The sequence below is a fragment of the Leifsonia sp. GW821-FHT13C09 genome (assembly GCF_058806435.1).
In genome coordinates, this window is sequence record NZ_JBXAPS010000006.1 from 86759 (window position 1) to 100199 (window position 13441).

General features: G+C 70.7%; 10 protein-coding genes. 4 read left to right on the forward strand and 6 right to left on the reverse strand.

Annotation, left to right across the window (positions count from 1 at the left end; all coding sequences use genetic code 11):
* Positions 1–14: 14 nt before the first annotated feature.
* The 4 genes from glgX to AC1ROW_RS17795 all read right to left on the reverse strand — a co-directional run bounded on the left by glgX (position 15) and on the right by AC1ROW_RS17795 (position 5078).
* Positions 15–2054: a glycogen debranching protein GlgX gene (gene glgX / locus AC1ROW_RS17780; RefSeq protein ID WP_493020283.1), complete on the reverse strand. Its 2040-nt coding sequence runs from the start codon at positions 2052–2054 to the stop codon at positions 15–17.
* Positions 2055–2143: 89 nt separating this feature from the next.
* Complete coding sequence (locus AC1ROW_RS17785) at positions 2144–2917, reverse strand: glucosamine-6-phosphate deaminase (RefSeq protein WP_493020285.1); 774 nt, start codon at positions 2915–2917, stop codon at positions 2144–2146.
* A complete protein-coding gene (locus AC1ROW_RS17790) occupies positions 2917–4308 on the reverse strand; it encodes a 6-phospho-beta-glucosidase (protein WP_493020287.1) in 1392 nt (463 codons plus the stop codon). Before AC1ROW_RS17790 ends, AC1ROW_RS17785 begins: the two co-directional genes overlap by 1 nt.
* A complete protein-coding gene (locus AC1ROW_RS17795) occupies positions 4305–5078 on the reverse strand; it encodes a DeoR/GlpR family DNA-binding transcription regulator (RefSeq protein WP_493020289.1) in 774 nt (257 codons plus the stop codon). The genes AC1ROW_RS17790 and AC1ROW_RS17795 overlap by 4 nt, the downstream gene beginning before the upstream one ends.
* A gap of 120 nt (positions 5079–5198) precedes the next feature.
* On the opposite strand from AC1ROW_RS17795, the gene AC1ROW_RS17800 reads away from it, so the two are divergent.
* From AC1ROW_RS17800 to AC1ROW_RS17815, 4 genes are read left to right on the forward strand one after another with little or no spacing between them, the layout of a single operon-like run.
* The gene (locus AC1ROW_RS17800; RefSeq protein WP_493020291.1) at positions 5199–6185 is read left to right on the forward strand and encodes a carbohydrate kinase family protein; all 987 of its coding nucleotides are present in this window, start codon (positions 5199–5201) and stop codon (positions 6183–6185) included.
* 4 nt (positions 6186–6189) lie between these two features.
* On the forward strand, positions 6190–7548 hold the full coding sequence (locus AC1ROW_RS17805) for an extracellular solute-binding protein (RefSeq protein ID WP_493020293.1): 1359 nt from the start codon (positions 6190–6192) through the stop codon (positions 7546–7548).
* Complete coding sequence (locus AC1ROW_RS17810) at positions 7548–8468, forward strand: carbohydrate ABC transporter permease (RefSeq protein WP_493020295.1); 921 nt, start codon at positions 7548–7550, stop codon at positions 8466–8468. Before AC1ROW_RS17805 ends, AC1ROW_RS17810 begins: the two co-directional genes overlap by 1 nt.
* On the forward strand, positions 8465–9289 hold the full coding sequence (locus tag AC1ROW_RS17815) for a carbohydrate ABC transporter permease (protein WP_493020297.1): 825 nt from the start codon (positions 8465–8467) through the stop codon (positions 9287–9289). The genes AC1ROW_RS17810 and AC1ROW_RS17815 overlap by 4 nt, the downstream gene beginning before the upstream one ends.
* A gap of 27 nt (positions 9290–9316) precedes the next feature.
* Here AC1ROW_RS17815 and treZ read toward each other — a convergent pair whose 3' ends face one another.
* Positions 9317–11020, reverse strand: coding sequence for a malto-oligosyltrehalose trehalohydrolase (gene treZ, locus AC1ROW_RS17820; RefSeq protein WP_493020299.1), 1704 nt, complete (start codon positions 11018–11020; stop codon positions 9317–9319).
* Positions 11017–13329 (reverse strand): malto-oligosyltrehalose synthase, encoded by a 2313-nt coding sequence (gene treY, locus AC1ROW_RS17825; protein WP_493020301.1) that lies wholly within the window; start codon positions 13327–13329, stop codon positions 11017–11019. The genes treZ and treY overlap by 4 nt, the downstream gene beginning before the upstream one ends.
* Between the last annotated feature and the right edge of the window lie 112 nt (positions 13330–13441).

The window sequence follows — 13441 nt, forward strand, 5'->3', positions numbered from 1 at the left end:
GCCACCGGCGCCCATCACCCCGCCGCCGACCGGAACAGGGCGAAGGAGGTCTCGCCCACGATCACGCTCTCGCCGTCGTTCAGCGCGAGCTCGGGGTCGCTCGACAGCTCCAGCGCCCAGTGCGCTCCGGGCGGGTCGGGCAGGACGAACTCCACGCCGTTCGCGGCGGCGTTGAGCATCAACAGGAAGGAGTCGGCGCCCTCGTGCATCAGCAGGAACGCGATCGACCGGGCCTCCGGGTCGCCCCAGTCCTCGTCGGCGAACGGCTCGCCGTCGGCGCGGACGATGCGCACCGTGTCCGCGCCGCCGACGTCGGGGGCGTGCCGGTACCACTCCGGCCGCAGCGCGGGCTCGGTCCGGCGCAGCCGGATGAGCGCCGCCGTGAACGCGTGCAGGTCCCAGTCGGCGTTCGCCCAGTCGTACCAGGAGATCTCGTTGTCCTGGCAGTATGCGTTGTTGTTGCCCTGCTGGGTGCGGCCGATCTCGTCGCCGCCGAGGATCATCGGGACGCCGGCGGACAGCAGCACGGTGGCGAGGAAGTTCTTGCGCTGGCGGACGCGGACGGCGTTGATGGCGGGGTCGTCGGTCGGCCCCTCCACGCCGTAGTTGCGGGAGCGGTTGTCGGACTCCCCGTCGCGGTTGTCCTCGCCGTTCGCCTCGTTGTGCTTCTCGTCGTAGCTGGTGAGGTCCGCGAGGGTGAAGCCGTCGTGGGCGGTGACGAAGTTGACGCTCGAGAGGGGCGCCCGGCGGGAGTCCTCGTAGATGTCCGGGCTGCCGAGCACGCGCTGCGAGAGCGTCCCGAGCACGCCGGGTGTGCCGCGCCAGAAGTCGCGGACATCGTCGCGGAACTTTCCGTTCCACTCCGACCAGTCCGCCGGGAAGCCGCCGAGCTGGTAGCCGGCGGTGTCCCACGGCTCGGCGATCATCTTCACCCGCGCGAGGACCGGGTCCTGCTGGATGAGCGTGAGGAAGGCGCTGTGCAGGCTGGCGTCGCCGCCCTGCCGGGTGAGGGTGGTGGCCAGATCGAACCGGAACCCGTCGATGTGGTAGTCCTCCACCCAGTAGCGCAGCGAGTCCATGATGAGCTGCAGGGCGGCGGGATGGCTGACGTTGACGCTGTTGCCGGTGCCGGTGGTGTCGAAGTAGTGGGCGCGGTCGCCCTCGACGAGCCGGTAGTAGGAGGGGTTGTCGATCCCCTTGAAGCTGTAGGTCGGACCGAGGTCGTTGCCTTCAGCGGTGTGGTTGTAGACCACGTCGAGGATGACTTCCAGCCCGGCCGCGTGCAGCGCCTTGACCATGCCCTTGAACTCGTCCACCTGGTGGCCGGTGTCGCCGGTGGCGGCGTACTCGTTGTGCGGGGCGAAGAAGCCGATCGAGTTGTAGCCCCAGTAGTTGCGGAGGCCCTTCTCCTGCAGGTGCGGGTCCTGGACGAACTGGTGCACCGGCATCAGCTCGACGGCGGTCACACCGAGGTTCTTGAGGTACTCGACGGCGGCCGGGTGGGCGAGTCCGGCGTAGGTGCCGCGGAACTCCTCCGGCACCCACTCCATCAGCTTGGTGAAGCCCTTGACGTGGGTCTCGTAGATGATCGTCTCGCTGAGCGGCGTGTGCGGTCGCTCGTGGTCGCCCCAGTCGAACTCCTGCCGGTCGATGACCACGCCGAGCGCGACGTGGCCCTTGCCGTTGGTGTCGCTGCGACGCTTGGGCCGGCCGAGCTGGTGGCCGAACACGGCCTGCGAGTTGTCCCAGGAGCCGGTCACCGCGCGGGCGCGGGTCGGCAGGAGGACCTTCGCCGGAGCGAATCGGAGCCCGTTGGCGGGGTCCCAGGGTCCCGCGACCCGGAGGCCATAACGCGTGCCGGGGACGAGGCCGGCGACGAAGCCGTGAAAGACGTGCCCCGTGCGGTTCGGCAGTTCGGTGCGCTTCTCACGACCGCGCGCGTCGAAGATCGAGACGATGACGGAGTCCGCATTCTCGCTGTAGACGGCGACGTTCGCGCCGCCGTCGACGAGGGTGAGCCCGAGTGGATACGGCGCGGAGCCGTCGGCGCTCACCGCGACATCCGGCGGGACGGGACGCGCGACGCGCGAAGAAGGGGGCAGAGCTGGGACACGGTGCCTCCGATGATCGGTTGACCGCCAGGCTACCTGCGCGCGGACACTGCCGGGAAGCGGTTGACACGAGAGGGGCGGCCCGCTAACCGCGACGCCGCGGCCTCGTCCAGGATGAGCAGGGCCTCCGGATGGCGCTGGAGCACCGACGCCGGGCAGTCCGCCGATACCGGTCCCTCGACCGCGGCCCGGACCGCCTCTGCCTTCCGTTCCCCCAGCGCGACGAGGACGATCCGGCGCGCCCGCATGATCGTGGCCAATCCCTGCGTGAGCGCGTGCGTCGGCACGTCGGCGGGTGTCGTGAAGAACCGGGCGTTGTCCCGCCTGGTCCGCTCTCTGAGCGCGACGACGCGAGTGCGCGTGTCGAACGCGGACCCGGGTTCGTTGAAGCCGATGTGCCCGTTCGCGCCGATCCCGAGCACCTGGATGTCGACGCCGGACTGCTCGATGGCGCGCTCGTACGCGTCGGCGGCCGCACCGAGGTCGGCGGCCGCGCCGTCCGGCACGCGCACCGCACCCGGACGCATCCCCAGCGGTGTCGTGACCGTGCGCTCGATGACACTGCTGTAGCTCTGCGGGTCGGACGGGTCGAGCCCGACGTACTCGTCGAGGGCGAAGCCGCGCGTCCGTGAGAGGTCCAGCTCGCCGCGATCGACCCGGCGGCCGAGCGCGGTGTAGGCGCCGAGCGGCGAGTCCCCGGTGGCGAGCCCCAGCACGGCGTCCGGGCGCTCGGACACGACTGCGGCGATCTCGGCGGCGGCGGCCTCGCCGACCTCCGTGGAGGTCGGCAGGACGACGACGCGCATCAGTGTCCCGCGGGCGCGAGCCCTGCCCCCACGGGAGCGCCGCCGAAGAGCTCGGCCAGCTGCGGGTGCGCGGCGGTGTAACCGCGGAGCAGTTCGCGCGCGGTCGGCACGCTCTCCACGAGCGGGTGCAGGGCGAACGCGAGAAGGGCCTCCGACTCGGACCCGGTCAGCGCCGCGGCGATCGCGTGACGCTCGACCTCCTTCACCTGCGCCATCAGGCCGAGCTGGTGGAGGCTGGGGGCGGGCACGGACAGCGGGTGCGCACCGTTGGCGTCGACGAGGGTGGGTACCTCGATGACGGCATCGTCCGGGAGGCCGGCGATGGTGCCGCGGTTGCGCACGTTGAGGATCATGGTCGCCTGCTCGTTGCGCGTGATCGCGTTCATGACGCCGAGGGCGACGCCCGCGTAGCCCTGGTCGGCGGGGTCGACGGAGGCCTCGTGGTGGTGCGCGGGCTCGTCCTGGGTGCCGCCGGTCGCCTCCGCCATGTAGGAGGCGCTGCGGCGCTCGACGGTGCGGCGCCAGAGATCCGCCTTGTCGCCGGTCTCGCGGGAGAGCTCCCAGAACTCGGACTGCGTCCGGGCGAGGAAGTCGCCGCGGGTCGTCCCCGCCTCGATCATGGCGCGCACCGCGTCGCGGTTGAAGTAGTAGTAGTACAGGTACTCGTTGGGGATCACGCCGAGTTCCCGGATCCACTCAGCGCCGAAGACCTGGCCCTCCTCGAGCTCGCCGAGCAGCCGGTCATCGGCGAGGAACTCGGGAAGGACGTTGCGCCCGTCGTGGTACACGCCGCGCATCCACCCCAAGTGGTTGAGGCCGACGTAGTCCATGTGGATGCGGCTCTGGTCGACGCCGAGCGCCGCAGCAACACGGCGCCCCAGCCCCGAGGGCGTGTCGCAGATGCCGACGACCCGGTCGCCGAGCACGCCCTGCATCGCCTCGGTGATGATGCCGGCGGGGTTGGTGAAGTTCATCACGAAGGCGTTCGGGGCCAGCCGGGCGATCGTCTCGGCGACGCCGACCATCACGGGCACTGTCCGGAGCGCGTAGGCGATCCCGCCGGGACCGGTGGTCTCCTGGCCGAGCACGCCGAGGTCGAGCGCGACGTGCTCGTCGCAGCGCCGGCCCTCCAGTCCGCCGACGCGGATGGCGGAGAACACGAAGTCGCTGCCGGCGATCGCCTCGTCGAGCGAGGTGGTCGTGGTCAGCCGCGGCGCATCCTGAGCGCCCGCGGCGAGCTGGGTCAGCAGCGCCGCCATGGTCGTGAGCTTCTCGGCGTCCACGTCGTACAGGCACACCTCGTCGACGCGGGGGCTGCCGGTGTCCCGGAGCATGGCCTGCCACACGTAGGGCGTACGGAATCCTCCGCCGCCGAGGATGCTCAACTTCATGCGATCACGACCTCTCCGCCGCTCGCGCGGCACAATTCGATGGCTTCGACCGGGGCGCCGTCCGTGGTGACGAGCACGTCGACGTCGGAGAGCGCGCACACGCGGAGCGCGCCCGTCCCGGGGAACTTGGCTTCGCTGGCGAGCAGGACGACCTTGTCGCTCGCCGCGATCATGGCCTGCTTGAGCGGCGTCTCGACGGCCATGTCGTCGACGATCGCTCCTCCCGCCCGGACGCCGGTGCAGGAGAGGAACATCACGTCGGCGGTGATCTGCTGCAGGGACGCCACGGTCAGCGAGCCGACCAGCGTGCGCATGTTGCGGCGCAGCACACCGCCGAGCAGCACGACCCGTACGGCGCTGTCGTTGCGCAGCTCGTCGAAGACGGCGAGATTCGAGGTGACGACCGTGATGTCCCGGCCGCGCAGCATCCGCGCGAGGAACGGGGTGGTCGTGCCGATGTCCAGCAGCACGACGCTGCCATCCTGCACGTAGGCGAGGGCGGCCTTGGCCAGCCGGACTTTCAGGTCGATGTCGGCGCTGTCGTCGTAGGGCGTCTCGGGGGACTCCGCGCCCTCCTGGACCGTCATGCCCGAGCGGAGGACGGCGCCGCCGTAGCTGCGGGTGAGCTCGCCGTTGCGATCGAGGATCTCGAGGTCGCGGCGGATCGTCGACGGGCTGACGCCGAGCGTCTCGGCCAGCTCGGGGACGCTGGCGGTCCCGCTGGTCCGCAGCTCGTTCAGGATGCGCTGGCGCCGTTCACTCACGATCATGCTCATCACGATAGCCGAAACATGCACGAAATACGCAAACGTGCGCAAAGTTGATCAAACCTGCGCAAGAGTGTTACGTTGTCCCGCATCCCGTCCGGAGAAGTGCGAAGGAGTGAACTGTTGCATCACCGTCTGTCCCGACCCGGGGCCCTGCTCTTCACCGGCGATGTGTTCTGCGACCTGATCTTCACCGGCGCGGATGTCCCGGTCCTCGGGCAGGAGACCTACGCCGACCGCTTCGGCATCGCAGCCGGCGGCTCGGCGATCCGGGCGGTGGCGGCGGCACGGCTGGGCGCGGACTCCCGGCTCGTCGCCACCATGGGCGACGACGTGATCGGGTCCCACATCCACGCGCTCCTCCGCGCGGAGCCGAACCTCGACGTCCAGGAGCTCGCGACCGTAGCGGGCTACCAGACGCCGATCAGCGTCGCGATCTCGGGTCCTCACGACCGCGGCTTCCTCACCTACGTTCAGGAGCACCCGGTCGCCGTCCCGCAGCGGCGCGACGACGTCGCGGCCGCGCACCTGGGCATCTCCGATGCCGCCAGTCCGTGGGCCGTCGAGCTGCGCGAAGCGGGGACCGTGCTCGTCGGCGGCGTCGGCTGGGACGCGAGCGGCGAATGGTCCACCGGGCTGCTCGCCGAACTCGATCGCGTGGATGTCTTCATCCCGAACCACGACGAGGCGATCGCGTACACCCGCAGCACCGATCCCGCCGCCGCGGCCCGCGCGCTGGCCGACCACGTCGGCCTCGCCGTCGTCACGCGCGGCGCGGCCGGAGTCATCGCGGTCGACTCGGCGAACGGCGAGGAGGCCGAAGTGCACGGCATCCCCGTCGCCGCCGTCGACCCGACCGGCGCGGGCGACGTGTTCACCGCCGCCCTCATGACCTCCTTCGCCGAGGAGTGGACCCTCGCCGAACGACTCCGCTTCGCCACCGCCACCGCCGCCTATTCGGTGACGGGCCTGGGCGGTGGCGCGAGCGCCCCGACTCCTCGCGAGCTCATCGGCTTCGTCGAACGACACGCCGCGGACTCCGAATGGGCCTTCCTCCACGACTGGAGCCGGCGAGCGCCGCTCCAGCAGACAACGGGAACAGAAAGGTAAATCCATGAAGAAGCAGTTCACCGCGTTGGCGGTCGGCGCGCTCGCTGCGGCGACCGCAGTGCTCCTGGCCGGGTGCGCACCGGGATCGTCGGGGTCCGGCACCGACGCCTCGAAGGTCACGGCGTCCAAGACCGTGGAGTCCGGGAAGTACACGCTGACCGTCTGGGACCAGAACAACACCGGCGACATCGACACCGCGCAGAAGAAGCTCAACGCGGAGTTCGAGAAGAAGTACCCGGACATCACCATCAAGCGCAACAGCCAGTCGTTCTCCGACCTGAAGACGACGCTGAAGCTCGCCCTGTCGGGCAACAACCCGCCCGATGTCGTGCAGGCCAACCAGGGCTACCCCGACATGGGCGCGTTCGTCTCCGGCGGGATGCTGACGCCGCTGAACGACTACTCGTCGCTGTACGGCTGGGACCACTACTTCCCGTCCAACCTGCTCGCCCTCAACACCTTCAGCTCCGACGGCAAGCACTGGCAGACCGGCAACCTCTACGGCGTCTCGAACACCGGCGAGTTCGTCGGCGTCTACTACAACAAGAAGATCCTGAGCAGCCTCGGCGTCGAGGCGCCCAAGAGCCTCGACGACCTGACCGCGGCGATGGCCAAGGCGAAGGCCGCCGGCGTCCAGCCCATGGCGTACGGCGACCTCGAGAAGGTTCGCGGCATCCAGCTCTACGGCGTGGTCCAGGCCGCGACGGCCGGAGCCAAGGCCGTGCAGGACCTCGTCTCCGCCAAGTCGGGCGCGTGGACCGACAAGGCCAACGTCGACGCTGCCACGACCATCCAGGACTGGGCGCAGAAGGGATATCTGCCCGCCGACGCGAACGGGATCTCCCAGGACGCCGCGGTGGCCGACTTCGGCAAGGGCAAGGCGGCGTTCATCATCGACGGCACCTGGGACATGTCCACGATCGGGCAGGCCCTCGGCCAGTCGAACGCCGGGATGGTCGCGCTCACCCCGGCCGGCGCGTCCGCGCCGGTGACCCAGGGCGGGGAGGGGCTGGCGTGGGCGATCACGTCGAAGTCCGCCCACCCGAACGCGGCCGCCGCGTACATCGACTTCATCTCCGGGAAGTCCAGTGCCCAGACGATGATCGACGCGAGCAGCCTCCCGACGGTCCTCCCGGCGGGCCACACGTCGCAGGCGGGGACGCTGAACGCGAGCGTCTACGATCAGTACACCTCGCTGACCGCGGGCAAGAGCATCGTGCCGTACCTCGACTACACGACGCCGACGTTCTACACGACGCTGACCGCGGCCATGCAGGACCTCACCGCCCAGAAGACCTCCCCGCAGCAGTTCACCCAGACGCTGCAGACCGACTACGCGGGCTTCGTCTCCGGAAACAAGTGATGGCTCAGACCCTCGTCGCGACCGCCACCGACGCCCCGCGCACCCGCGTGCGGCGTCGGTGGCAGCCGGCCGCCTACTTGTACGTCGCGCCGTCGGTGCTGGTGCTGGCCGCGTTCATCGTCGTCCCCCTCCTTCAGACGTTCCAGTACTCCTTCTACGACTGGAACGGCATCGGGGCGTCGACCTGGGCGGGGCTGAAGAACTACGCGGCCGTGTTCACGGATGTCCAGCTGCGCGACGCCTTCCTGCACGTCTCCGTGCTGCTCCTCTTCTACGCCGCGTTGCCGGTCGTTCTCGGCTTCGCCCTGACGATCGTGCTGTCGCATGCCAACCGCCTGCGCGGGATGGGCTTCTTCCGCACGGTGCTGTTCCTGCCGCAGGTGATCGCATCGGTGGTCGTCGGCACCATCTGGGTGTCGATCTACGCTCCGCACGGACTGCTGAATCAGGCGCTCGCGGCGATCGGGCTGGGCGACCTGGCTCGGGCGTGGCTCGGCGACTACACCTTCGCGCTCATCGCCATCGGCTTCATCGGCACCTGGGTGAACACCGGGCTGTGCCTGGTGCTCTTCCTCGGCGGCGTGCAGAGCATCGAGCCGGCCGTCTTCGAAGCGGCCCGCATCGACGGCGCCGGGCCGTTGCGCGAGTTCTTCGGCGTGACGCTGCCCGCGCTGCGGGGACAGATCGCCATCGCCCTCACCCTGACGGTGACGGCGACCCTGAAGACCTTCGACATCGTCTACATCACGACCCAGGGCGGCCCGGGCACCAGCACCACGGTGCCGGCGTTCGAGGCGTTCAACCGAGCCTTCAACACGGGCCAGGTCGGCTCGGCGGCAGCCGTCGCGATCGCCCTGACCGTGCTCATCATGGTGATCTCGTGGCTGATCACCCGCCTGCAGCCGAAGGAGAACGCATGAGAATCGGCAGGGTCGAGAAGACCGTCGACTACATCATCCTGAGCGTCTTCGCGCTGTTCGCGCTCCTGCCGCTCGTCGGCGTTCTCTTCTCGTCGGTGATCCCCGCAGCCGACAACGCCGGCGGATTCCAGCTCCCGCGGACCGTCCGGCTTCAGAATTACACCGACGCCTGGACGGAAGGTCACTTCTCGACGTACATGGCCTCCAGTGTGCTCGTCGCCGTCGCCGTCGTTGTGCTCACGTTCGTGCTGGCGACCCTCGCGGGCTACGCCTTCGCGCGCATGACCTTCCCGGGCTCCGGGGTCCTCTTCTTCGTCCTGCTCGTGGGGCTCATGCTCCCAGAGGAGGCGTTCATCATCCCGCTCTACTTCAACCTGCGCACCGCCGGCCTCACCGACACCTACTGGGCGCTGATCCTGCCGCAGACCGCGCAGTCGCTGGGGTTCGCCGCATTCTGGATGCGCAACCACTTCCGCGCGTTCCCGGGTGAGATCATCGAGGCGGCGCGGCTCGACGGCGCGAGCGACAGCCGCCTGCTCTGGCGGGTGCTGGTCCCGGCATCGTGGCCGTCGATCGGCACGATGGCCGTGCTCGTCGGGATGTGGACCTGGAACGAATTCCTCATCCCGCTGGTGATGATCACCCAGGACCAGCTCCGGACCGCCCCTCTCGGGCTGGCGTTCTTCCAGGGGCAGCACATGACGAACTACTCGCTTCTGTCTGCCGCCGGGGTGCTCATCGCGCTGCCGATCGTGATCCTGTATCTGGTCCTGCAGCGGCGCCTGATCTGCGGAATCGCCGGCGGGGTCGGGACGCGCTGAGTCGCGCGCGGTCGCGTCTCCCGCCGTTCAGTTCCGGTCGGCAACGCGCGTGACCCGCACCGCCTGGTCGAACACGGCCTCCGTGACCCTCTCCTCGGCCGCGGGTGGGAGTCCCACTCCGCTTAGGGCGGCCTCCACGCGCAGCCCGCCGCGGGTGTACGCGAACAGGCCGTCCACGCAGGTCACATCCGTCGCCCGCGCGTCGGCCGGCAGCTCCCGGCGCAGCTCGATGAGGCGGCGGTACCAGGCGAGCAGGCGGGCGTGGGTCGGCCGGGCGGGTTCGGCCCAGTCGAGGCGGGCGCTCTCGAAGGTGGCCGGGTCCTGCGGGTCGGGGACCACGTCCGGGTCCCAGCCCATTCGGGCGAACTCCTCGATGCGTCCCGTGCGAGTCGCCTCCGCCAGCTCGGGCTCGGGGTGCGAGCTGAAGAACGGCCAGGGGGTGGTCGCGCCCCACTCCTCTCCCATGAACAGCATCGGCGTGAACGGGCCGAGCAGGATCACGGCGGCCGCGACCGCGAGCCGCCCCTCGTCGAGGGTCGCCGTGAGCCGGTCGCCGATCGCGCGGTTGCCGATCTGGTCGTGGTCCTGGCTGAAGGCGACCAGGCGGGTGAACGGGATGTCGGCGTCGAGCGGGCGGCCGTGGTTCCGTTCGCGGAAGCTCGACCAGGTGCCGTCGTGGAAGAAGCCGCGCTCGAAGACCTTGATCAGCGCCTGCGGCCCTGCGAAGTCGGCGTAGTACCCGCTCGTCTCGCCGGTCAGGTTGACGTGGACCGCGTGATGCACGTCGTCGTCCCACTGGGCGTCGAGGCCGTAGCCGTGGCTGCTCCGTTCGCGGATCAGCTTCGGGTCGTTGAGGTCGCTCTCGGCGATGAGCGTCGCCGGCCGGCCGGTCGTCTCGCGGATGCCGGCCGCCTCCCTGGCGAGCGCTTCGAGGATGTGCTCGGCGCTGCTGTCGCGGAGCGCGTGCACGGCGTCCAGCCGCAGGCCGTCCACATGCATGTCGCGCAGCCAGAACGCGGCGTTGTCCAGGATGAGCCGCCGCACTTCGCCGGAGCCTGGCCCGTCGAGGTTGACGGACGAGCCCCAGGTGTTGCGCCCCTCGCTGAGGTAGGGGCCGAACTTCGGCAGGTAGTTACCGCTCGGGCCGAGGTGGTTGTAGACGACGTCCTGGATGACCGCGATGCCTCGGCCGTGACAGGCGTCGACGAACCGCTGGTAGGCGTCGGGACCGCCGTACGGCTCGTGCACCGCGAACCAGAGGACCCCGTCGTAGCCCCACCCGTGCGTCCCGTTGAACGCGTTGACCGGCAGCAGCTCGACGGCGTCCACGCCGAGCTCCACGAGGTGGTCGAGGCGCGCGGCCGCGGCGTCGAGGGTCCCCTCGGGGGTGAAGGTACCCAGGTGGAGCTCGTAGATCACGCGACCGGTGAGCGGGCCGGGCCGCCAGTCATGGTCGGTCCAGGCGAAGCAGCCAGGGTCCCAGGTGCGGGTGAGCGCGTGGACGCCGTCCGGCTGGCGCCGCGAGCGCGGGTCGGGGAACGGCCCCTCGCCGTCGACGACGAAGCCGTAGTCGACCGGGTCGGTTCCACTGTCGAGTCCACTGCCGAGCGGGGCGGGCAGCCTCCACCAGCCGCGCTCGTCCTGCTGGAGCGGATGCCGTCCGGACCCCGCGATCTCCACCTCCACCGCGCCCGCGCCGGGCGCCCACACGGGGAAGGTGCGCGCACTCATCGGACCACCGCCAGCAGCGCGACGGGGTACCGGTCGAACAGCTCCGCGAGCGGCGTCCGGCCGCTCACCTCGCGGCCGGTCAGCTCGTCCCGGTAGGCCTCCGCTCCGAGATCCACGCTCGTGTCGCCCCACCCTCCTGCGTGCGCCAACCCGACCGGCAGCCGGGTGGCCAGGGTGACGACACCGCCGCGGTCGAACGCCACGAGGTGCTCCGCGCGCTCGCCGTCGGCCATCACCGGCCGGTACTCCGCGAAGAGCTCGGGTCGCTCCTTGCGCAACCGCAGCGCCCGGGAGGTCACCAGCAGTTTCGCCGCCCCCGACGAGTCGAGGGGCGGCAGCCAGCCTTCGTCGAGGTGCGCGAGCAGCCCGGCGGCGGCGTCGAACTCCACCGGCCGGCGGTTGTCGGGGTCGACCAGCGAGCGCTCCCACCGCTCCGAGCCCTGGTAGACGTCGGGGACGCCCGGCATCGTCAGCTGGACGAGCTTCGCGCCGAGGCCGTTGCTCGCGCCCGGGGCGTCGACGATCGCGGCGATCGCCGCGACCTCCGCCGCAACGCGCTGGTCGTCGAACGCGGCGTCCACCAGTTCGCGCATCGCGTCCTCGAAGGCCGGGGAAGGGTCGGTCCAGTTCGTGCTCGCGCCGGCCTCCCGCGCCGCCTTGAGCGCGTAGGCCTGGAGGCGCTCGCGGGAGGCAGGCCACGCTCCCACGATCGACTGCCAGAGCAGGTTCTCGAGCGACCCGTCGCCGATCGTCACGCGCTGCCGGACCGCTGCGAGGAAGCGATCCCAGCGCTCGGGCAGCTCCGCGAGCACGGCGATGCGCGCCCGGGTGTCTTCGCTGCGCTTGGTGTCGTGCGTGCTGAGCGTCGTCAGCGAGTGCGGGAGCCCGGCGAGGCGCTCCTGCTGCAGGCGATGGAAGTCCGCCACGCTCACCGCGAACTCCGACGGGTCGCCGCCGACCTCGGTCAGCGAGACCAACCGGGTGTACCGGTAGAAGGCGTTGTCCTCCACCCCCTTGGCCATGATCGCGCCACTGGTCTGCTGGAAACGCGCGGAGGCCGGCGCGAGGTCGCCGCCGGAGGCCGGCTCGAACGCGGCCCCGAGTGTGCGGAGCGCGTCGGCGAGGTCGGGCCGTGTTGCCGCGGCGGCGTCGAGCGCGGCGCGGAGGTGGTCGGCGCCGAAGGGCAGGTAGCTCCGATAGACCGGGAACGCCGCCGCCAGCTCGGCCACCGCGTCGGCCAGGGAGTCGGTGTCGCCGTCCGTCGGGCCGAGGTCGCGCACGACCCGCAGGACCTCCGACCGCAGGAGCCCGTCCGCCGCCGCCCGCTTGCGGCGGTGCACGAGTCCCGCCCAGTCCCTGCTCTCCTCGCGCTCGTCGTGCTCTTCCGCCAGGGCCGTCAGCGGCTCCTCGCCCGCCGGGTCCACGAACACCCGGTCGACGATCCCGAGTGCGTCGTACCCGGTGGTCCCGGCGATCGGCCAGCTCGGGATGCGCTCGTCGCCCTCCAGGATCTTCTCGACCCAGACCGGGCGCCCGTCGGCCAGCTCGGCGAGCCGTCGCAGGTAGTCGCCGGGGTCGCGGAGGCCGTCCGGGTGATCCACGCGGAGGCCGTCGACGAGCCCTTCGCGCACCCAGCGCGCGATCTCGGCGTGCGTGTCCTCGAAGACCCGCGGCTCCTCCACCCGCACGCCGGCCAGCGAGTTGACCGCGAAGAAGCGGCGGTAGTTGAGCTCGGCGTCGGCGCGGCGCCAGGAGACCAGCTCGTAATGCTGCCGCGCGTGCACCTCGCGGGGCGACGCGAATTCGGTGCCGGGCGCGATCGGGAACCGGTGGTCGTAGTAGCGCAGCTCGCCGTCCACGACGCGCAGCGCGTCCTCCTCGTCCGGTCCGTCGCCGAGGACCGGGATGCGCAGCCGGCCGCCGCCGAACAGCCAGTCGATGTCGAAGTGCCCGGCGTACGCGGACTCCTGGCCGAAGCGGAGGACATCCCACCACCACGGGTTCTCGCTCGGCACGGCGACGCCGAGATGGTTCGGCACGATGTCCACGATCACCTGGAGGCCGCGGCGGTGGGCGGCGTCCGCGAACTCGCGGAGCGCCTCCGGTCCGCCGCGCGCCTCGTCGACCCGGGTGGGGTCGACCACGTCGTACCCGTGTGCCGATCCCGCGGCCGACTGGAGCAGCGGCGACAGGTAGACCGCCCCCACGCCGAGGCGGCGCAGGTAGCCGAGCACCTGCGCGGCGTCCCTGAGCGTGAAGTCGGGCGTGATCTGGAGGCGGTAGGTGCTGGTCGGGACGTCGTGGCTCACACCATGGATTCTTTCGCGCGGCGAACCCCGCTGGAAGGGGGTGGACATTCCCGTGGAAAACCCGTGCTTGCACGCGCTTTGTGGAGGAGGGAGGGGTTGAAAAACCCGCAGC

Coding starts and splice junctions, on each gene's coding strand:
- AC1ROW_RS17785 (WP_493020285.1), bottom strand. CDS start 2,917: ATGCGCGTCGTCGTCCTGCCGACCTCCACGGAGGTCGGCGAGGCCGCC.
- AC1ROW_RS17790 (WP_493020287.1), bottom strand. CDS start 4,308: ATGAAGTTGAGCATCCTCGGCGGCGGAGGATTCCGTACGCCCTACGTG.
- AC1ROW_RS17795 (WP_493020289.1), bottom strand. CDS start 5,078: ATGATCGTGAGTGAACGGCGCCAGCGCATCCTGAACGAGCTGCGGACC.
- AC1ROW_RS17805 (WP_493020293.1), top strand. CDS start 6,190: ATGAAGAAGCAGTTCACCGCGTTGGCGGTCGGCGCGCTCGCTGCGGCG.
- AC1ROW_RS17810 (WP_493020295.1), top strand. CDS start 7,548: ATGGCTCAGACCCTCGTCGCGACCGCCACCGACGCCCCGCGCACCCGC.
- AC1ROW_RS17815 (WP_493020297.1), top strand. CDS start 8,465: ATGAGAATCGGCAGGGTCGAGAAGACCGTCGACTACATCATCCTGAGC.
- treZ (WP_493020299.1), bottom strand. CDS start 11,020: ATGAGTGCGCGCACCTTCCCCGTGTGGGCGCCCGGCGCGGGCGCGGTG.